This is a genomic window from Psychroserpens ponticola, from assembly GCF_023556315.2.
Taxonomy (GTDB): Bacteria; Bacteroidota; Bacteroidia; order Flavobacteriales; family Flavobacteriaceae; genus Psychroserpens; species Psychroserpens ponticola.
In genome coordinates, this window is record NZ_CP116221.1 from 643,492 (window position 1) to 664,951 (window position 21,460).

General features: G+C 32.9%; 15 protein-coding genes and 1 tRNA gene. 8 read left to right on the forward strand and 8 right to left on the reverse strand.

Translation table 11 applies throughout. The features are described 5' to 3' along the window. Positions 1–49: 49 nt before the first annotated feature. Positions 50–526 carry a hypothetical protein gene (locus MUN68_RS02795; protein WP_249994802.1) on the forward strand — a complete coding sequence of 159 codons (477 nt, stop codon included), beginning with the start codon at positions 50–52 and terminating at the stop codon, positions 524–526. A gap of 10 nt (positions 527–536) precedes the next feature. Then, positions 537–7,544 (forward strand): T9SS type B sorting domain-containing protein, encoded by a 7,008-nt coding sequence (locus MUN68_RS02800; RefSeq protein WP_272792395.1) that lies wholly within the window; start codon positions 537–539, stop codon positions 7,542–7,544. Positions 7,545–7,631: 87 nt separating this feature from the next. Here MUN68_RS02800 and MUN68_RS02805 read toward each other — a convergent pair whose 3' ends face one another. The 3 genes from MUN68_RS02805 to MUN68_RS02815 form a co-directional block, all read right to left on the reverse strand. Then, the gene (locus tag MUN68_RS02805; protein ID WP_249995200.1) at positions 7,632–9,149 is read right to left on the reverse strand and encodes an OmpP1/FadL family transporter; all 1,518 of its coding nucleotides are present in this window, start codon (positions 9,147–9,149) and stop codon (positions 7,632–7,634) included. 24 nt (positions 9,150–9,173) lie between these two features. Continuing rightward, the gene (locus MUN68_RS02810; protein ID WP_249995201.1) at positions 9,174–10,169 is read right to left on the reverse strand and encodes a hypothetical protein; all 996 of its coding nucleotides are present in this window, start codon (positions 10,167–10,169) and stop codon (positions 9,174–9,176) included. A gap of 268 nt (positions 10,170–10,437) precedes the next feature. Next, positions 10,438–11,313: a hypothetical protein gene (locus tag MUN68_RS02815; protein ID WP_249995202.1), complete on the reverse strand. Its 876-nt coding sequence runs from the start codon at positions 11,311–11,313 to the stop codon at positions 10,438–10,440. Positions 11,314–11,412: 99 nt separating this feature from the next. Between MUN68_RS02815 and proS the strand changes: the two genes are divergently transcribed. The 3 genes from proS (at position 11,413) to rpsT (ending at position 13,388) form a co-directional block, all read left to right on the forward strand. After that, positions 11,413–12,891 (forward strand): proline--tRNA ligase, encoded by a 1,479-nt coding sequence (proS, locus tag MUN68_RS02820; protein ID WP_249995203.1) that lies wholly within the window; start codon positions 11,413–11,415, stop codon positions 12,889–12,891. Between the two features lie 145 nt (positions 12,892–13,036). Beyond that, a tRNA-Glu gene (locus MUN68_RS02825) sits at positions 13,037–13,108 on the forward strand. 25 nt (positions 13,109–13,133) lie between these two features. Continuing rightward, positions 13,134–13,388, forward strand: a complete 255-nt coding sequence (rpsT, locus tag MUN68_RS02830; protein ID WP_249995204.1) for a 30S ribosomal protein S20 — start codon at positions 13,134–13,136, stop codon at positions 13,386–13,388. Positions 13,389–13,529: 141 nt separating this feature from the next. Here the strand turns inward: rpsT and rho are convergent, their stop codons facing one another. Further along, positions 13,530–15,233 (reverse strand): transcription termination factor Rho, encoded by a 1,704-nt coding sequence (gene rho, locus MUN68_RS02835; protein ID WP_249995205.1) that lies wholly within the window; start codon positions 15,231–15,233, stop codon positions 13,530–13,532. A 223-nt stretch (positions 15,234–15,456) separates the two neighbouring features. Here rho and MUN68_RS02840 point away from each other — a divergent pair, with 223 nt between their 5' ends. After that, entirely contained in the window at positions 15,457–15,867 is a 411-nt protein-coding gene (locus MUN68_RS02840; RefSeq protein WP_249995206.1) for a DUF4293 domain-containing protein, read from the forward strand. A 62-nt stretch (positions 15,868–15,929) separates the two neighbouring features. Here MUN68_RS02840 and MUN68_RS02845 read toward each other — a convergent pair whose 3' ends face one another. Next, a complete protein-coding gene (locus MUN68_RS02845; protein ID WP_249995207.1) occupies positions 15,930–16,427 on the reverse strand; it encodes a metallophosphoesterase family protein in 498 nt (165 codons plus the stop codon). Positions 16,428–16,530: 103 nt separating this feature from the next. Here MUN68_RS02845 and truA point away from each other — a divergent pair, with 103 nt between their 5' ends. Further along, positions 16,531–17,271, forward strand: coding sequence for a tRNA pseudouridine(38-40) synthase TruA (truA, locus tag MUN68_RS02850; RefSeq protein WP_249995208.1), 741 nt, complete (start codon positions 16,531–16,533; stop codon positions 17,269–17,271). Then, the gene (locus MUN68_RS02855; protein ID WP_249995209.1) at positions 17,272–19,038 is read left to right on the forward strand and encodes an ABC transporter ATP-binding protein; all 1,767 of its coding nucleotides are present in this window, start codon (positions 17,272–17,274) and stop codon (positions 19,036–19,038) included. On the opposite strand, the gene MUN68_RS02860 is transcribed toward MUN68_RS02855, so the two are convergent. From MUN68_RS02860 to cdaA, 3 genes are read right to left on the reverse strand one after another with little or no spacing between them, the layout of a single operon-like run. Further along, entirely contained in the window at positions 19,035–19,844 is an 810-nt protein-coding gene (locus tag MUN68_RS02860) for a DUF3667 domain-containing protein (protein ID WP_249995210.1), read from the reverse strand. The genes MUN68_RS02855 and MUN68_RS02860 overlap by 4 nt on opposite strands. Beyond that, on the reverse strand, positions 19,844–20,656 hold the full coding sequence (locus MUN68_RS02865; protein WP_249995211.1) for a DUF3667 domain-containing protein: 813 nt from the start codon (positions 20,654–20,656) through the stop codon (positions 19,844–19,846). The genes MUN68_RS02860 and MUN68_RS02865 overlap by 1 nt, the downstream gene beginning before the upstream one ends. A 1-nt stretch (position 20,657) precedes the next feature. Next, positions 20,658–21,440, reverse strand: coding sequence for a diadenylate cyclase CdaA (cdaA, locus tag MUN68_RS02870; RefSeq protein ID WP_249995212.1), 783 nt, complete (start codon positions 21,438–21,440; stop codon positions 20,658–20,660). Positions 21,441–21,460: the final 20 nt, after the last annotated feature.

Consider the following 21,460-nt stretch of genomic DNA (forward strand, 5'->3'; position numbering starts at 1 on the left):
TTTAATTAAAATTTACTTAAATTTCACGTCTTTTAATCAATAGAAAGCTATGAATATAAAATTCCTTCTGCCTTTGGCATTCATTTTTAGTGTGTTAACGGTAAACACGTCTTTTTCTCAAAGTAGTCAAAAGCAAAAACCGCTACAACATGTTGTTTATAATAGCAATGTTGATGCTCCTCTTACCTCAATAGAATTAAAGCAAATTAAAGAAGTTTACGGAGAACATGCTGAGGAAGATATTTTAAGTAAACCACAGCGTTTAAAAGACGTCAAGCATATTCTTAGAAATCGCGTTGAAGTTATAGAACATCTTGGCAAAGATTTATCAAGTTTCACAAATTTATCTACTGTGCCACTTTTTAATCATTATAATAAGACTCTTAATCGAGATGCATTATACAATGCAAGTACATTTAATCCTTTAAAATATCAATTCAATTTTTATTCAAGAGAAGGTTCAAAAACTTACAGGTTTGATAATTCACCATATTTAATAATCATCAAATCTCAAAACCCACAATAATCATCATATTATGAAAAAAATAATTACACTATTATTCATCGCTTTTTCAGTTTTTTCATATGGTCAGGATATTCTGATGCAAGATGGAACTATAAATCAATGTACTGATCGATTTTTTGATTCGGGAGGTGAGTTTGGGACTTATTCAAATGACGAGAATTTTTCGTTAACAATTTGTCCTACGGCTACAGGTGATGCAATCCAGTTAAGTTTTACTGAATTTAATACACAATTAAATATTGATGTACTGACAATATATGATGGGCCAGATAATACATTTCCATCTTTAGGTTCATTTTCTGGAGGAAACAACCCTGGTGTGGTTGAAGCTACAACACCTTCTGGATGTTTAACAATAGAATTTGTTTCTAATGGTTCTGGTACAACTACTGGTTGGGCATCAGACATCGCTTGTTTAACTCCTTGTCAATCTATTATTGCAAACCTAGATAGTACTAATCCTGCATTTGATGTAAATAATATTGTTGTTGCTGATGTTAATGAAGTGATAACTTTTAATGCTAGTGGAACCTTTTCAATTGATGGAACAGGAGCTACTTATGCATGGGATTTTGGAGATAGCAATTCAGGTACAGGAGCTACTACAACACATCAATATGCTACTGCTGGTTTGTATGCTGTAACCTTGATAATTACAGACACTAATCCTGCAGGATGTACTAGTACTAATGCTATTGATTTAACAGCTCAAATAGGAGCATCAGGTCCAGGTAATCCATTTGTAGAAGCCGGAGATGATATTGTTATTGATTGCGCAGATGATTGTACAGATATAACTGCCGAGTTTTTAGAAATTGGAGAAACCAATACGTATACGGTATCTGCAATCCCTTTTGTGCCTCCTTTTTCTTTTGAAGGATTAACAAATTCTTTAAATCCAAATGCGGATGATCAATGGACTGATGTTGAGAATTTACCTTTTGATTTTTGTTTTTTTACAAATATTGAAACCCAATTTCAAGTGGGTTCAAATGGCGTAATAAGTTTTGATGAAAACACAGGCGGAAATGGTTGGCAATTTACTGAAAGTTTACCTAATAATTCAAATGATACATTAGGTGAAGCCAATATTTTAACACCTACACATGATATTGATCCCACTGTCGGTAATGCTGAAGAAATTGCTTGGGAAATTATTGGTACTGCTCCAAATAGAGTGTTAGCAGTTTCATTTTTTGAAGTTCCTATGTATTCATGTACGACTTCAGTTGCAACACACATGGCAGTGCTATATGAAACAACAAATGTTATTGATATTTATATTAAGGATAAGCCGTTATGTACAAGTTGGAACGATGGAAATGCCGCTGTAGGTATTCAAAATAATGCTGGTACAACAGCTTTCGTTCCGCCTGGAAGAAATACAGGGCAATGGCAAGCAACTGATGAAGCTTGGCGTTTTACGCCTGCTGGTCCTAGTATAATTGATTTTGCTTGGTTAGATGATACAGGAGCTGTGATTGGTACAACACCTACATTAAATGTATGTCCAACAAGCACTACAACTTATACAGCTCAAGTAACATATACAAATTGTAATGGAGATGAAGTTATTGTAACTGATGATGTTACAGTTACTAAAGATGTGCCTTTTACAGTAGATTTAGGTCCAGATCAAAATTTATGTGAAGGTGATGCTGATGTTGTTCTTGATGCAGACATCGCTTCTGGCACAGCTACATATCAATGGTTTGCTAATGGTATTTTAATGTCAGGAGAAATAAACCCAACGCTTACTGTTTCATCACCAAATTCAGATACTTATCTAGTTGAAGTAACAGATCAAAGTTGTACGCTTACTGAAGAAATAGTAATTACATTTCATCCAAACCCGTTAATTAATCCGATCTCAATTTATGAGTTGTGTGATGATGCTGTTATTGATGATTTTACTGAATTTGATTTATCTACTAAAGATGCAGAGGTTATTGGAGCACAAACAGATGTGTTAATTTCATATCATGTTTCTCAAGATGATGCGGATAATGATGAAAATCCCTTACCAGATTTATTTACTAATACGGTAAGTCCTCAAACCATTTTTGTTAGAATTGTAAACGCCAATAATCCTAATTGTTATGTAACTACGACTTTTGATTTATTAGTTGCGTCAGGAATTGTTTTAACTCAGCCTGATGATATGGTCGTTTGTGATGATGTTTCTGGAGATGGTTTTGAATCTTTTGATTTGAACTCTCAAACTGCTACAATTCTTGATGGTCAAACAGGAGTAACACTAACTTATCATCCTACTCAAGCAGATGCCGTTAGTAATACTAATGGTTTAACGAGTCCTTATATTAACCTTACTAATCCTCAGACTATATTTGTAAGAGCCGAAAATGATTCCAATACTTTGTGTTTTGAAACCATAACTTTTGATTTAATTGTAAATTCAGGACCTGCAGTTATTATACCTACACCTTTATCTGTGTGTGATGATGATACTGATGGCTTTGCTATGTTTACATTATCTGATGCAAATACTGAGATAATTAATGGTCAAGCTAATGTTAGTGTAACTTATTATGAAACTCTTGCAGATGCAAATACTGCTACTAACGAAATTTTCTCACCTTATACTAATATTGTTCCCAACTTACAAACTGTTTTTGTAAGATTGGATGATTCTGTAAATGGGTGTTTTAGCACCACTACTTTAGATTTAGAGGTTGTAAGTAATCCGACAGCAAATATAGTTACACCTTTATCGGTTTGTGATGATGACAATGATGGATTTTCAAGTTTTGAATTAAGTTTAAAAGATTCAGAATCGATAGGAGTTCAAACAGGTATGGTTGTGACGTATCATGAGACCGAGTCAGATGCGATTAATGGCGTTAATGTTTTGGCAATACCATATGATAATATTGTTCCAAGTGTTCAGACCGTATACATAAGAGTAGAGAGTGGTTCAACGGGTTGTTATGATACCGTAGAGCTTATATTACTAGTAAATCCGATACCCAATACATTATCAGTTACGGCTTATGAGTTGTGTGATTATGATTTACCAGGCGATGAGATAGAGCAGTTTGATTTACCAACGAAAGATGCTGAGATATCTGATGGTCAAATGGTCACAGTTAGTTATTATGAGACTTTATCAGATGCTGAAGGATTACTTAATCCAATAGTAGGTCTTTATAGTAATACGAGTAATCCCCAAATGATTTACTATGCACTCGTAAGTACAACGACAAATTGTGTAGCAACTGGGAGTTTTGAATTGGTAGTAAACCCGTTACCATCTATAGTTGTTCCAACAGCATTAGAGGTTTGTGATGATGGCGTTCCTGATGGTTTAACGAGTATCGATTTAACGATTAAGAATCAGGAGATAGCACCTAATCCTAATTATTCTGTGAGTTATTATTTAACTCAAATGGATGCAGATTTAGCATTAAATCCCTTACCAATTCCTTATACTAATATAGTAAATGGTCAAATCGTATTTGTACGAGTTCAAGATATAAATACAGGATGTTATGCTACCACGCTTTTAACTTTGGTTGTAGAGCAAGCACCAGTTGCAAATACGCCAACTCCTTTAGAGTATTGTGATGCAGATAGTGATGGTTTTGGAGTTTTTACTTTAACTGATGCAGATACAGAGATTACTTCAGGCGATCCGGCTTTAACGGTTAGTTATCATGAGACTATGGCAGATGCAGATAATAATGTAAATGCATTAGGGAGTCCTTATAACAATATTGTAGAAGATCAACAAACAATTTATGTACGCGTTGAGAGCGCAACAATCGCCACAGATTGCGCGACAATAGTAGAACTTATATTAATAGTACATCCAACGCCACAGATAGAAGATCCAACTCCTTTAGAGGAATGTGATGATGTGTCTGCAGATGGTTTTGCGCAGTTTGATTTGAGAAGTAAAGATTTAGAGATATTAGATGGATTAGACCCTTTACAATATCTAGTGACTTATTATGAGATAGAGGCAAATGCAGAATCTGGTATGAATGCTATTTTAAATCCAACTAACTATACCAATACGACAGCCTTTAATCAAATGTTATGGGTTCGAGTAGAGGATACAGTTAATGGCTGTTATAAGATTACAACCTTAGAGTTAATTGTGAATGCCCTTCCAGTGCTATTACAACCAGTTCCATTAGAGTTATGTGATGATAATAATCCAGGAGATGAGATAGAGGCATTTACATTAGAGGATTCCAATTCAGAGATGTTAAATGGACAGACAGGAATTAGTTTCACATATTATCAGACGCAGTTGGATGCAGATAATGACACAAATCCAATTGTAAGTCCTTACATGAATACAAGCAATCCACAAACGGTATTTGTAAGAGCTACAGATGATGTTACAGGATGTTTTGTAAGTACAACCGCTACGATACTATTAAGAGTTAACCCTATTCCATCACCAGCGCCTCCGACAGATTTAGAGGTTTGTGATGCTGATAATGATGGTTTTGAAGTTTTTGATTTAGAGAGTAAAACTCTAGAGATCATTAATGGAGAGTTAGATATTGCAATTACGTACCATGAGACTCAGAGTGATGCAGATATGGATCTAAATGCACTTGTTAGTCCATACACAAATATAGTAATGGATGAGCAGATGATTTACATTCGAGCAGAGAATATAATAACAGGCTGTTATAATACCTCTGAGGTTTTAATCATCCGTGTGTTACCTTCACCAGAAGTTCCAGTAGATATTGACGACTATGTAATTTGTGACACCAATAATGATGGTTTTGCACAGTTTGATTTAACGACTAAGGATTCAGAGATATTAGGGACACAGATTCCATCAGACTTTATACTGACCTATCATATTACTATTGGAGATGCTCAATCAGGAAATAACCCAATAGTAAATGTAACCAACTACACTAATGTTTTAAATCCACAGACGATTTATGTTCGATTAGTAAGCGTTCTCAATGGTTGTGTAACAACGACAGGTTTCTTTGATATCCGAGTAGAGTTACCACCAGAGGCTATCCAACCAACACCATTAGAGTTGTGTGATGATGAGATTGCAGATGAAGTTACCGTTTTTGATTTGACCTTAAAGGATAATGAGATTACAGGTGGCGAATCAAGTTGGAGTGTTTCTTACTATGAGACAGATGCAGATGCACAGTCAGAGATTAATGCTGTAGATGCAGAGACTTATAGTAATAGTTCAGTAAATGGAGCAGCGGCGAATCCACAGACTTTATATGTTGTTGTTACAGATACAGATACAGGTTGTGTGGATTATACAACATTAACGATTCGTGTATTACCAAATCCAACACCTAGTTTAGATCCAGATGATTTAGAGTTGTGTGATGATATCAATCCAGGCGATATGGAAGAGGAGTTTGATCTTACAGAGAATGAGGTTTATATCATCAATGGAGAATCAGGAGTTACTGCGACGTATCATGAGACAGAGGAAGATGCCGAATTAGGATTGAATGCTATCGTGGCTCCAATGGCGTATACCAACACAAGTACACCACAAACGATTTATGTACGAGTAACAAATGATATAACCGAGTGTTATACATTAGTAACCTTTGATATAATCGTAAACCCATTACCAGATGTTGTAGCCGTTACAGATTTTATACTTTGTGAGTTAAATACAGATGGTATCGACGATTTTGATTTGACCCTTAAGGATGCTGAAATCTTAAACGGTCAAGATGCAACAATGTTTACAGTGACTTACCATGAGACGCAAACCGATGCAGATGATTTAATCAATGCCTTGGTTAGTCCTTATACAAATCTCACAAATCCACAACAGATTTTTATAGCGATTACAAATAATGATACAGGCTGTTCAATAAGCACGCCGAGTTTTAATATTGAAGTTCAGGAAGCAGCAGAGGCTAACTCAGGTATGGAGCCTATTTTAGAGGAGATTTGTGACGATCAGATGGATGATGATGGCGATTTAAGTAATAATAGCGCTCAGTTTGATTTAACACCAGTTACAGATGCTGTTGATTTAATACCAGGGAGTGTTCAGGATCAGGTTTTAGATGGTCAGGATCCAGCAAATTATATATTGACTTACTATGAGACAGAGACTGATGCCGAGTTAGGCGTTAATCCATTGCCATTTTTATATGAGAATATAGTCAATCCACAGATTATTTATGTGAGAGTAGATAATGATACGCTGATAGATGATGGAACAGGCAATATGATAGATAGTTCAATTTGTTATGCTGTAGCCCCATTAACCTTGCAGGTGAATCCATTACCAGTATTTGGCTTAGATGATAGTTATATATTATGTGTAGATGTAAATGGAACAGAAGTCTTGAATGTTCCAGTATTAGACACAGAACTAACAACACCAAACTATGAGTTTGAGTGGAGTTTGGGAGGTACAGTGATATCAGGAGCAACAGCAGGTAGTTATGAGCCAAGTGAAGGTGGCACGTATAGTGTGACAGTGACTGATGCAATTACGGGTTGTTCAAGCAGTGTAATGACAGAAGTGATAGAGAGTTCACCACCAACCATTACGCTTGTAGATGTGACTACAGATGCTTTTTCAGAGTTACATATTATAGTTGTTACCGTAACCGGATTAGGAGACTATGAATATCGTTTGGATGGAGGTACATGGCAGGATAGCAATATCTTTGTGGATGTTTCTGCAGGTGAGCATGATATAGATGTAAGAGATAGGATCGGTTGTGGTTATGTTAGTGATAAGGTTACAGTTATGGATTACCCAACGTTTTTCACGCCAAATGATGATGGTTATAATGATACATGGAACATAAAAGGTATTGCCGACCAACCTAGTGCAAAAATTTATATATTTGACAGGTACGGAAAACTAATAAAACAGATAAGTCCTACGAGTGAAGGTTGGGATGGTAGCTATAATGGCAACCCAATGCCAACGAGTGACTACTGGTTTGTAGTAGAGTACAATGAACCTAATACCGGAGAACGTAAAGAATTTAAAGCCCATTTCACCCTGAAAAGATAAAATGAGTTTATATAAAATAAAAAAAAGCTATATGATTTCATATAGCTTTTTTTTATTACACTTGTATTTAGGAGTGTATTTTTGTTTTTAAAGATTAAATGCTAATGTTAGAGTGATGTTCGAATTTACTGCATCTACAGTTGCAGCATTAGTTAATCCAATAGAATACAAAGGATTGTTAATAGTTCTTTCAGCTTGATCAAATGTTAAATCTAATCTTGTGTTGCCAAAATTATATCCTAAGCCTAAAGAATAACCTGTTAAGTCACTAACAAAAGAATCGTCCACGTATGGACTTTCCTCAAAACGATATCCTCCTCTAAAACTAAATTGCTTGAATTTATATTCACCTCCAAATCTGTAAGTATTTGCAGCTTTGAATGTATTACTTATGATTTCGTTTTGAGATCTAAAAAAAGTGTCATTTTTAGGACTAAATTCCATATTCGAATAATCTCTTCTCGAATAATCAAAACTTATTAATCCTTTTTCGCCAAATACATATGCAAGACTACCCGTAATTTTGCCAGGAGATCGTAATCTATATTCTGGAAAAACATTAATGATATTTGGGTTTACATTTACTGTAAAGCTACCATCAACATCATCAACAAAAGTTGAAATGCCTTGAGAAGTTTCTTCAGTTATTGTAAACCATGTAGGTGAATTGTATGTAAATCCGGCTCTTAGTTCTGTAGTTAGCTTAAAAATTGCTCCTAATTGAAAAGAAAACCCATTGCCAGTAGTTAATATGTTATTTTCAAATCCTACGTTAGTTACTAAAGAGCCAGGATTTGAATTGGTTTCTTTTAAGTATGTAGTCTTATCATAATTTATAAAATGAGTGTTTAAATTAATTCCTAAATATAATCTATCTTCATACTGAGCTGAGGCATTAAAACTTACTTTTCCATTATATCCTCGAGCTATGTAGTCATACTGTTGATTAAATGTTCCTATAGCGATATTTGATGTGTAAATACTATTTTCATTTGTTTCGTTAACGGGTTCAATTATAAATGACTCATAACCTAAATAAGCTTGTTGATTTCTAGAGCCATAGAAAGAACCAATTTCAGCATAAGCTTGAGAGATAGACTCACCTGTAAATCTTGATATTTCATCAAGCCTTAAGCCTTGAGCATATTCTAAAAAATAGCTATCAATAGAATTAGTGTTACTGCCATTAGCAAACCATTGATCTTCGTGGTTAGCAGTTTTATCATAGGCAACACTTATAACAAATTTTTTCCATGAAGAACCCTTATCTGTACTTGCAAAAACAAATGCACCACCTGCTTGATGTAAATCTATATTTGAGTTTGAAGTAGAATTTCTTTTACCAAAGTATGATACATCATTATTGGTGTTAAGGTAGGATAGTGATATTGAAGCGTGACTTCTATTAAAAATTGCTGATCCAGCAGGATTTAAATTTACAGCAGACATATCACCTCCAAGAGCACCAAAAGCACCGCTTAAAGCTCTAAATCTAGCACTACCTTGTATGTTGTCTTTAGAATATCGAAGAGCATCAGTAATATCTTGAGCGTTAATATTAGACATAGATAAGACACCTATCATTAGTATAGTTAACTTTTTCATATTTAATTTTTAATTATTATAAATTTACCTACGACGACCTGAACTACTTCTACTAGTTGACCTAGAAGAGCCTGAAGATCTTGAATTACTTCTAGAACTTCTTGTAGAAGAAGAATTACTCCTTCTTGTAGATGTTGATGATCTTGTGTTAGATCTAGAGTTGTTAGAACGAGTTCTAGTAACATTACTATTTGACCTTGGTCTTATAGAATTATTAGATCTAGTTCTAGTGGTATTTCTTCTCAAAGTAGATCTAGTAACTGAATTATTTCTTCTAATTGCAGAACTTCTCCTTGAGACAGATGTAGAATTACGACGTGTAGTATTATAATTATTTCTTCTATAGTTTGGGTTTCTATTTGAATATGCCAAATGAGAACCTCTTCTTCCAGAATTATATGCTAAGTAGCGATTGTTGTAATAATATCCACTGAATCCAGGAGGACACCAATAATTGTTGTAACCCCAACTATTATTATAACCCCAACTATTCCAGCCCCAGCCAAAACCTCCAAATCCAGTATTCCAGCCCCAATTGTTGTATCTCCAACTGTTCCAACCATAACGATATCCCCAAGCACCATTCCATAACCATGGATCATTAAAACCCCAACCATTATCTATATAGTTAATAGTTATGTTGTTACTAGCTTGTCCCCATCCAGCATATTCATTTTGAACATCCTCTTCTTGATTTTCGTCAGAATAATCACCTTCATAAGAGTCAATATCAGTGAAAATTACACGCTCATCATCAGGAATATCATTATATTGATTAGCTTTTTCATTAAAATAATTTTTATAATAACTATTGTCTTCTGATGCAGTTTCTGAAGTTTCATAATCTATAGTTCTTGCCTCTTCATATGTGGTGACATCTTTATCACTTTCTCTATTACTGTAGATGCCATCGCTGTCATAACCTACATATTGATATGAACCACAAGAAGCTAAAACAAATGTGAAGCTAAGTGCAACAAAAAATGGCAATTTCGATTTTAAGTAGTTGTTGAATTGCATGTTTGTAAATTTTTATTGTTGAACATTACAAAAATAGTTAGTTTTGTTGAACTATTTTTTTATTTAACATAATCACAATATTTGTGCCAAAACTATCTATTTAGCTGAAAATCTTATAAATATATTCATTACAACTAAAATAGATAGCAAAACATTGTATTCTGATCGAGTTATTAGTGACTTGAAAGGATTCTAAATTAATAAAGCCTAGATACATTTTGTATATCTAGGCTTTATTGTTTGTAAATGTTAAGATAATTTACAGTTATTAATTTTTTGTGCTTTTGCGAACCAATGAATTAGAACCTGAGCTAGAACTATTAGTACTAGATCTTTTTACAGTAGATGTTGAATTGCTTCTTGAATTTGATTGCGTTGAAGAATTGTTGCTACTAATATAGGATTTTGATAATAAAGAAAGATTACTTGTTTTAACTGCTTTTGATCTAGGTCTAGATCTTGGTAAATCACTAGTTGCACGCTTGGTAATTGAAGCATATTTTGGACTAGTTTTTATTCTATTAAGAACTACTTGTTGATATGCAGAATGTCTTTTCTTCCTTATAGGGTTTAAAAATATCATCGTATTTCTCCAAGAATTTTCACCTCTATAATCATATAAACTATTTTCAGGTTCTCCATCCCAACCCCAATAATTCCATATTGGACCATTCCATGAATTGCTGACAGATCTCCAGTTTTTTTGATTCCAAGGAGTGTTCCAGCCTTTGTTAATCCAACCCCAAGATTGAAGTTGCTTTGAAGTCCAAGACCAATTGGTTCTTCCAAGATTATTTATTGCAAAATCTGAATAGATGTTTAAACCAATATTATCAATGGTAACATTGTTAAATCTATTCCCACGGCCTGTGTATTGATACTGTCCAAAAAGGGTGGTTCTGCTAAAGTATTTTGCAGTGTAGGTATTTAAGTCTGTAAAATATAATTCATCATAATTAAATGAGGTCTCATAGTCCTTTGCTTTATCATTAAAGTAGTTTTTATAATCATTCCCTAGTTCATTATCAGTTATTACATAGTTTGAGTTGAAATCTCTTGTGGAACTGCATGATGCTAAAATAAGGCTTAGGCCAAGTACAATAAAAAATTGAGGTTTTGTTTTTAAGTAGTTTTTTAATTCCATATCCTTTGCTTTTTATTATTAAACATTATAAAAATTAATTAGTTTTGTTAAACTAATTTCTGATTTAAAAATCACAATTTTTGTGCCAAAAAAATAAAAATGAGTAAAAATCTTACAAGTAGAGCAGAAGACTATTCAAAATGGTATAATGAATTGGTTGTAAAGGCCGATTTAGCAGAGAACTCTGCCGTACGAGGTTGTATGGTTATCAAGCCTTATGGCTATGCTATATGGGAAAAAATGCAAGCTGAGCTTGATCGAATGTTTAAAGAAACGGGGCATCAAAATGCGTATTTTCCTCTTTTTGTTCCTAAAAGTTTATTTGAAGCTGAAGAGAAAAATGCTGAAGGTTTTGCTAAAGAATGTGCAGTGGTTACACATTATAGATTACAAAATGACCCTGATAATGAGGGAAAATTGCGCGTAGATCCGGAAGCTAAATTAGAAGAAGAGTTAGTTGTTAGACCTACAAGTGAAGCAATTATATGGAATACTTATAAAGGTTGGATTCAAAGTTATAGGGATTTGCCTATTCTAATAAACCAATGGGCAAATGTTGTCAGATGGGAAATGAGAACACGTTTGTTTTTGCGTACTGCTGAATTTTTATGGCAAGAAGGTCATACAGCGCATGCAACTAAAAAGGAAGCTCTTGTAGAAGCAGAATTGATGAATAACGTTTATGCGGATTTTGCAGAAAATTTTATGGCTATTCCAGTTATTAAAGGCGTGAAAACGGAAAGTGAGCGTTTTGCAGGTGCTTTAGAAACGTATTGTATTGAAGCTTTAATGCAAGATGGTAAGGCGCTTCAAGCAGGTACATCACATTTTTTAGGTCAAAATTTTGCAAAGGCTTTTGATGTTAAATTCACTAATAATGAAGGAAAACTTGATTATGTTTGGGCTACATCTTGGGGAGTTTCAACACGTTTAATGGGAGCTTTAATAATGACGCATAGTGATGATAAAGGTTTGGTTTTGCCACCAAATTTAGCGCCTTCACAAGTGGTTATTGTTCCAATTTATAAGACTAACGAGCAATTAGAAATTATTACAGAAAAAGCTAATAGTATCATTGCAGACTTGAAAGTAAAAGGTGTTTCTTGCAAGTTTGATAGTAGAACAACTCACAGACCAGGTGCAAAGTTTGCTCAACATGAGCTTCAAGGTGTCCCTTTGAGGATTGCTATTGGGCCTAAAGATTTAGAAAACGGAACTATTGAATTGGCAAGACGTGATACTTTGACAAAGGAAATTGTTAATATGCCTGATTTAATTTCCAAAATTGACAGTTTATTAAAAACGATTCAAGAGGAATTATTCACTAAAGCGCTAAATTTTAGAGATGCACATATTACTGAAGTTGATGATTTTGAAACCTTTAAAAAGGTTTTAGTAACAAAAACTGGCTTCATATCTGCGCATTGGGATGGAACGACTGAAACTGAACTCAAGATTAAAGAATTAACAAAAGCTACAATAAGATGTATTCCTTCTGATGCGAAAAATGAAGAGGGAAAGTGCGTTTTTACTGGAGATTCTTCAAGTCGTAGAGTCTTGTTTGCTAAAGCATATTAATTTTTTTTCAAAAAAGTTTAGCTAGGTGTTGCAACATTTAAAAATAGTTGTATTTTTGCATCCGCAATGAATAATTGCACGTTCATTTGAAATGTAAGTTTATCGTCTAATAAATTATAAATTTACTATTGAATTTAAATCAAATGGCCCGTTCGTCTATCGGCTAGGACGCATGGTTTTCATCCATGTAAGAGGGGTTCGATTCCCCTACGGGCTACAATTTTTAATAAGAAAATAATACAATGGCAAATCATAAGTCAGCTTTAAAGAGAATAAGAAGTAACGAAGCAAAACGTTTAACTAATAGATATCAGCATAAAACGACTCGTAATGCTATCAAAAAATTACGTGAAATGGAAAAAGCTAAAGATGCTAATGCATTTTTACCTTCTGTTATTTCTATGGTTGATAAATTAGCTAAGAAAAATGTTATTCATAATAACAAAGCTGCTAATTTAAAGTCTAGCTTAGTGAAGCATGTTGCTACATTAAAGTAGGTTTTTCCTTAAGATTTTGAAAAAGCTTCTCCAATGAGAAGCTTTTTTTGTTTTTAAAACTTAACTTTAAAACGTATTGCAAAGTAAAAAGCCTTGATAATTAAATCAAGGCTTTTACAATATATTAATATGTTTTAAAATTTATCCGTTCATAGATACTAAAAATTCTTCATTGTTTCTAGTCTGTTTGAAACGATCATTAATGAATTCCATAGCTTCTACAGGATTCATATCTGCTAAGTATTTACGCATCACCCACATTCTTTGTATTGTAGTAGGATCTAATAAGATATCGTCACGCCTTGTACTAGAAGATGTTAAATCAATAGCTGGGAAGATTCTACGGTTAGATATTTTACGATCTAATTGTAATTCCATATTACCAGTTCCTTTAAATTCTTCAAAAATAACTTCATCCATTTTAGAACCTGTTTCTGTAAGGGCTGTTGCTATTATAGTTAATGAGCCTCCATTTTCAATATTACGTGCAGCACCAAAGAAACGTTTAGGTTTATGTAATGCATTTGCATCTACACCACCACTTAAGATTTTCCCAGAAGCTGGTTGAACAGTGTTGTATGCTCTTGCTAAACGTGTAATAGAATCTAATAAGATGACAACATCATGACCACATTCTACTAAACGTTTTGCTTTTTCTAATACAATATTTGCAATTTTAACGTGTTCATGTGCTTCTTTGTCGAAAGTTGATGCAATAACTTCACCACGAACATTACGTTGCATATCTGTTACCTCTTCAGGACGTTCATCAATTAATAAGATCATTTGATAAACTTCAGGATGATTAGCAGCAATTGCATTTGCAACATCTTTTAGAAGCATTGTTTTACCAGTTTTGGGTTGTGATACAATCATACCACGTTGTCCTTTTCCAATTGGTGAGAATAAATCCATTATTCTGGTTGAAATCGTGCTTTGCTTTTCAGCAATATTAAACTTTTCCTGAGGAAATAATGGAGTCAAGTGTTCAAAAGCTACTCGATCTCTAACAACTTCAGGTTTTTGTCCGTTTATTTTACTCACCTTTATTAATGGGAAATATTTTTCACCTTCTTTCGGAGGTCTAACATGGCCTAAAACTGTATCACCAGTTTTTAAACCAAACAAGCGAATTTGTGATTGTGATACATAAATGTCATCTGGTGATGATAAATAATTGTAATCTGATGAACGTAAAAATCCATACCCATCTTGCATGATGTCTAGGACACCTTCACTTTCTATAATAGCATCAAATTCAAAATCTGGTTCTCTGTATCGATTACGGTTGTCTTTGTTTCCGTTATTTTTATGAACATTACCATCCTTTTGACGTGGATTTGGTCTATTGCCGTCTTTTTGGCGAGGATTTGGTTTGCTGTCATCCTTTTGACGCGGATTCGGCTTATTGCCATCCTTTTGACGCGGATTCGGCTTATTATCATTACTGCTTTTAGAGCGATTATCGTTACTCTGATTGTTCTTTTGAGTATTTTTATTCTCTTTTTCAGTATTGGAATCAGTATTAGATGGTTTAGCATCTTTTTTAACATCTAATTCCATTTTTTGTTGAGACGTATTTTGTTCAGGTTTTTTCTGAACACGTTGTCTAGGTTTTCTTTCCTGAGCAGGTTTATTTTGTTGTGTAGGTTTTTTTGGTTCCGCTTTTGGAGTATCTTTTATGACTTCTTTTTTAACCACATCAGGATTAGCCGCTTGAAAATCAAGAATTTGATAAACAAGGTCTAATTTTTTTAAACTGCGGTATTTTGGAACATTTAATTTTTGAGCTATTTCCTGAAGTTCAGGAAGCTTTTTTGCTTTTAATTCGGAAATTTCGAACATGTATGTTTAATAATTAAGTTTTATAAACTGAAATTGATTTAATCCTTACTTTTCTAAAAAAAAATGTGTTTATTGGGAAAAATTTGAAAAAAATCTGAAGATTTAATAAACTGTTACACTGTTGGTAACAAATTATATATGCAATAATACAATTTTATTTTTAATAATTTAATACATCTTTTAAAAAGAAACTATTAATTTTGTGCCTCATTAATAAAAAAGAATGATTCAACGCATACAAACTGTATACCTATTATTATCTGCCGCTGTATCAGCTGGTTTAATATTTATATTGCATCTATGGACTAATAGCCAAGATGTTTCTGTATATGTAAAAGATGAATATTTGTATTTAGGTTTGTTTTTAGGATCTGCTTTATTATCTTTAATTTCGATTTTTAGTTTTAAAAATAGAAAGTTTCAATTTGTTTTGGGACGACTCAATATAATATTAAACTTTATTTTATTAGGATTTTTTGTGTATCAATTATTAATGCCACCTGGAGAGAGTAACATCTCAGAGAAAGGTGTTGGGATATTCATACCTATTTTATCTATCGTGTTGTTGGTTTTGGCCAATAAAGCCATAAAAAAGGATGAAGACCTCGTGAAATCTGTAGATAGATTGCGATAAACCCTATTATCTTAATTATTTTAGTGCGTAAACCCAAGGTGAAGATCTTGGGTTTTTTTAGTTTAATAACGTTTAGGAAATTCAATAACTTCTAAGTTATCAATAGAGTTCCTGTCTATTGTAAATCTTAGCATAGTTCTTACTTTATGAAAACCATGTTTGCCTACTGCTCCAGGATTCATATGAATTAAATTATAACGTTTGTCAGGCATCACTTTTAATATGTGTGAATGTCCACTGATAAAAATTCGTGGAGGATTTTCTTTAATAAGATCTCTAGTTCTCAAATTGTATTTTGGAGGATAACCACCAATATGAGTCATCCAAACATCTACACCCTCACACATAAACCGATTGTTTTCAGGGAATTCAAGTCTAGCTTTTGCGTCATCAATATTTCCGTAGACAGCACGTAAGGGTTTTAGTTTTTTAATAGTATCACACACTTTTAAATCACCAATATCTCCAGCATGCCAAACTTCATCAGCTTGTTTGACGTATTTTAATATATCATCGTCGATGTAACTATGTGTGTCAGAAAGTAAAAGGATTTTGGTCATAAATGTCTTCCGCTAAAATGCAGAAATCTTTTAATTATGTTAATCTAAGATGAATACAGTTAAAACTATTTATCTTTGTGCTTTTACAAAAATACAGGTTTACTTGAGATATTTTATCGAATTATCATATAATGGAAAAGCATATCATGGATGGCAAATTCAACCTAATGCTATAACTGTTCAAGAAGTCTTAGAAAATGCGCTTTCTAAAGTGTTACGATCTAATATTTCTGTAATGGGAGCTGGTAGAACTGATGCTGGTGTGCATGCCTCGCAAATGTTTGCCCATTTTGATTTGAATAAATTAATTGAAGATAATTTGGTTTTTAAATTGAATTCTATTTTGCCAAATGATATCGCAATTCACAATATCATTCAAGCTCACGATGAAGCACATACACGTTTTGATGCGTTAAGTAGAACTTATATCTATAAGATTTCGCAAAAAAAAAATGTGTTTAATTTTGATTTTGTGTATGCACTTCAAAATCAATTAAATTTAGCTTCGATGAATGAAGCTTGTGATATTCTATTGAAGTATGAAGATTTTCAATGTTTTTCTAAAGTGCATACAGATGTAAAAACGTATAATTGTAATATAATGTCTGCGCATTGGCAATGTGAAAATGATCAGGTTCTTTTTACAATAAAGGCTGACCGATTTTTAAGAAATATGGTTCGAGCAATTGTTGGCACCATGATAAATATTGGTTTAGGAAAGATGAATGCAGCTGAATTGCATAATATTATTAAATCAAAAGATAGAGGAGAAGCTGGTTTTTCAGTTCCAGCACATGGCTTATATTTGACAAAAATTGAATACCCAAATACGATATATAGTTAGATGGCAGACGATAATAAAAAAGTTTTTGATGTATCGCTATTCAAGCGATTATTACAATATATAAAGCCATACAAGTTGGTGTTTTTTATATCTTTAGTTTGTGTCGTTGGTCTTGCTGTTTTTGGAGTTTTAAGACCTTTAGTGCTACAAAAAGCTATTGATGATCATGTCATATTAAAGGAATACGAAGGTTTTCTCTTTTATATTATTGCTATGCTAGTTTTGCTTGTTCTAGAGGTAACTAGTCAATTATTATTTATTTATTATGCAAGTTGGTTAGGGCAGTCAGTAGTGAAAGATATTAGAATAAAACTTTATGAACATGTTCTTGGATTTAGAATGAAGTATTATGATAAATCTTCAGTTGGTGTGCTTATTACCAGAACAGTCACAGATATGGAACGTATCGCAGATATTTTTGGACAAGGTTTATTCATGATATTTAGTGACTTGCTTAAGATGTTGGTCGTAGCTGGAGGAATGTTCTATTTAAATTGGAAATTAAGTTTAATTGCTTTTGTAACCATGCCAATTGTCTTATTTGCAACGAAAATTTTTCAGAGATATATGAAACGTGCTTTTGAAGAAGTGCGTACAGAAGTATCTAATTTAAATTCATTTGTGCAAGAGCGTGTTACGGGAATGAAAATCCTTCAGTTATTTACGCGTGAAGAAACTGAATACAAAAAGTTTAAAGAAATAAACGAACGTCATAAGAAAGGTTGGTTAAAAACAGTGTGGTATAATTCAGTGTTTTTTCCAATTGCTGATTTATTATCTTCTATAACCTTAGGTGCTATCATTTGGGTTGGTGGATATATGGCTGTTTTTAATACAACAGCGTCAATTGGTGACCTAACAGCTTTCATCATGTTTGTGCCTATGTTATTCAGACCGTTAAACCAAATTGCCAATAAATTTAATACGCTTCAAATGGGAATGGTCGCTGCAGATCGAGTGTTTAAAGTGTTGGATACCAAGTCTCAAATTGATGATTCGGGTAGTACTATAGCTTCCGAATTTAAAGGTAATCTTACATTTAAAGACGTTCACTTTTCTTATGTAGATGATGAAGAAGTTTTAAAAGGGATTTCATTAGAAGTTAATGCAGGAGAAACAGTTGCTATTGTTGGTGCTACAGGAGCAGGGAAATCGACCATTATCAATTTATTAAATCGCTTTTACGACATTCAGAAAGGTACAATATGTATTGATAATGTAGATATAAAAAGCTTAACATTAAAATCGCTTCGTACTCAGATTGCAGTCGTTTTGCAGGATGTTTTTCTTTTTGCTGATACCATATGTAATAACATTACACTTAAAAATCCTGATATTACTGAAGCCCAAGTTCAGCAGGCAGCAAAAGATATTGGTATTCATGATTTTATAATGAGTTTGCCTAACGGTTACCAATATAATGTGAAAGAAAGAGGTGTGATGCTATCTTCAGGTCAACGTCAATTAATTTCGTTTTTACGTGCTTATGTTACTAATCCAAGTATTTTAGTTTTAGATGAAGCCACATCTTCAGTAGATTCATATTCTGAACAATTGATACAAGATGCCACAGATAAAATTACCAAAGGCCGAACGTCAATAGTGATTGCACATCGTTTAGCTACTGTTCAAAAAGCAGATCAGATTATTGTAATGGATGATGGTCATATTGTTGAAAAAGGCACACATAATGAACTTCTTAAAAAAGAAGATGGATACTACAGAAATCTTTATGAAGTCCAATTTTTAAAGGCTGAAGCAGTTTAGCCTTTTGCTTGTTTAGCTGCTTCGATGGCAGCTCGTTGTGCTTCAATCATTTCTTGCATATCTCCAGTAATAAACATAATAATAACAATAATTATGGTAAAGATTACCATAATTATTCCTAAAACAACAAGAAACAGAAGTGTTCTTGCTACAATCTGACCCAAACTAAGTTGATATATTCGTTTTAAAATATAAGCAGCATAAAGTATCATTAAGGGTAAAAAGATCATGCTAACAACACCATTTGCTACACCAAAAATAGCAGTTATTACAATTATTATTGCCGAAATAATAGAGGTCTGAGATTGCCAATACAGAAAGACAACGATTAACTCGGTATAATTGAATTTTTTTAATCCTACAAAAGAAATTCTAGCAATGAGAGCGTAAATTGGAATGTACAGCATCATAAATAAGGACATATACTCTTGAATAAAGCTCATGTTTCTTTGTTGAAATTCTTCTTGACCTTCAACTGCAAAATTTGAATAATCTAATGATTCCGGAAAAAACTTATTTAAGATTAAAAGATATAATCCTGTTATCGTTATAGCTAATCCAAAGTAACTTATAGGATTTACGTAACGCTTTCTGACACCTTGAATGTATCCGTCAATTACAACTTCCGGTTTTCTAAACATATCAATGAATGTTCGTAAAAGCTTGTTGTCGTAATTGAAAAATGTTTCACTTATATGCTCAAATAAGTTCTTGAAAGTCAAACGATTTCTAATAACTTTTCCACCACAGTTATTGCAAAAATCACTATTCTTAGGAAGTTCAGTATGACAGTTTTTACAATTCATTATACAGTGTGTACTAATTGATCTTTATTAAGTATGGCATAGACAGCTACAATTGCAATTACAATTAATAAGATCGTAATAAATATAATAAAATAAGCTACCATAATTAAAATAAAATGTAAGACAGAATCCCAAAATGAAGAATTAAACACACGTTTAAAAACAAAAAAGAAATAGCCAAAAGTTAACACCGAAATAACGCCAGATATTAACAAATAGTCTAACCCAAAACATAAAAATAAAATACTCAAAACGGCTGAAACGATAATAATTTGTGCAGAATAATATAAGTTAATAACCAAATGTTCTGTGAAATTATAGTGACGTATTCCAATTACATAATAGGCTATCCAAGTTGATATAGTTGATATCGGAACACTTAAAATGTATATGATACTTTGATAATTATTAGAATCCTCGAATGAGAAAGAACTAAAAGGGTTATTTTCTTGATTAGACTGGTTTTCTAACGCTTTTTTTAAAAATTCATTATCTAGTTCCATCGCATCTAAAAAGAAGTTGTTCATTAAAAATACTTGTACACCAACTAATGTTAATGCAACAGCAAAATATTGAATGACATTAATATACTTTTTTCGAGTGCCACTAATAAAACCGTCAATTACAAGTTCTGGTTTTGTAAATAGATGTAAAAAGGTTTTTAGAAATTTATTATCAATATTTAAAAACTGTTCTGTGATATCAACCGAAAGATTTTTAAATGTCAGCCGCTTTTTTACAATTTTTGCGCCACATAACGGACAATAATTTATAAGTTTACTTAGTGAGGTATTACAGTTTTTACAGTTCATATTATACCAAATCTGCTTTTAAAAGGTTAAGTAATTCATCTATGTTTTCAAACATGACGAATTCCCCATTTTTAATATAAGAAACTTGCCCAGTTTCTTCACTAACGACCAAGGCAATTGCGTCTGTTTTTTCAGTAATACCAACAGCAGCTCGATGTCTCAAACCAAATCGTTGCGGAATGTTTTTTTCATTATTTACAGGTAGAATAACACGTGTCGCTTTAACAATATTATTATCAATGATGATAGCTCCATCATGTAACGGACTATTTTTAAAGAAAATACTTTCTATTATTGGTTGTGTGACTTTAATATTCATTTCGTCTCCAGTAGTTACCAAGAAATCTAAGTTGTTATTGCGTTCTAAAACAATAAGTGCTCCAGTTTTTGTGCTTCCCATTTTATGACATGCAGCAACAATATCATCTACATTTGTTTCTGTTTCAATATCGCTTTTTAGGAATTTCATTTTACTGAAAAGTTTGCCTCTGCCACTTAAGTTTGTAGATCCAACCATCAATAAGAACTTCCTTATTTCTGGCTGAAAGACAACAATCAAAGCAATAATACCAACCTTCATAAAGCCATCAAAAATATTGTGTAGCATTTGCATTTCCATCAAATCGGTGACTTTCCAAACCAGATAAATGATAATAATTCCAATAAAAATATTGATGGCAACGGTTCCTTTTACAAGCTTATAGATATAGTAGAGTAAGATAGCGACGAGAAAAACGTCGATAAAATCTATAATTCCAAAATCCCAAAATTTGAATGTATCCAATGCAAAGGTGTTTCTGTAAA

Excerpts from the sequence above, each read along its gene's own strand:
- MUN68_RS02795 (WP_249994802.1), top strand. The coding sequence starts at position 50 with ATGAATATAAAATTCCTTCTGCCTTTGGCATTCATTTTTAGTGTGTTA.
- MUN68_RS02800 (WP_272792395.1), top strand. The coding sequence starts at position 537 with ATGAAAAAAATAATTACACTATTATTCATCGCTTTTTCAGTTTTTTCA.
- MUN68_RS02805 (WP_249995200.1), bottom strand. The coding sequence starts at position 9,149 with ATGAAAAAGTTAACTATACTAATGATAGGTGTCTTATCTATGTCTAAT.
- MUN68_RS02810 (WP_249995201.1), bottom strand. The coding sequence starts at position 10,169 with ATGCAATTCAACAACTACTTAAAATCGAAATTGCCATTTTTTGTTGCA.
- MUN68_RS02815 (WP_249995202.1), bottom strand. The coding sequence starts at position 11,313 with ATGGAATTAAAAAACTACTTAAAAACAAAACCTCAATTTTTTATTGTA.
- proS (WP_249995203.1), top strand. The coding sequence starts at position 11,413 with ATGAGTAAAAATCTTACAAGTAGAGCAGAAGACTATTCAAAATGGTAT.
- rpsT (WP_249995204.1), top strand. The coding sequence starts at position 13,134 with ATGGCAAATCATAAGTCAGCTTTAAAGAGAATAAGAAGTAACGAAGCA.
- rho (WP_249995205.1), bottom strand. The coding sequence starts at position 15,233 with ATGTTCGAAATTTCCGAATTAAAAGCAAAAAAGCTTCCTGAACTTCAG.
- MUN68_RS02840 (WP_249995206.1), top strand. The coding sequence starts at position 15,457 with ATGATTCAACGCATACAAACTGTATACCTATTATTATCTGCCGCTGTA.
- MUN68_RS02845 (WP_249995207.1), bottom strand. The coding sequence starts at position 16,427 with ATGACCAAAATCCTTTTACTTTCTGACACACATAGTTACATCGACGAT.
- MUN68_RS02855 (WP_249995209.1), top strand. The coding sequence starts at position 17,272 with ATGGCAGACGATAATAAAAAAGTTTTTGATGTATCGCTATTCAAGCGA.
- MUN68_RS02860 (WP_249995210.1), bottom strand. The coding sequence starts at position 19,844 with ATGAATTGTAAAAACTGTCATACTGAACTTCCTAAGAATAGTGATTTT.
- MUN68_RS02865 (WP_249995211.1), bottom strand. The coding sequence starts at position 20,656 with ATGAACTGTAAAAACTGTAATACCTCACTAAGTAAACTTATAAATTAT.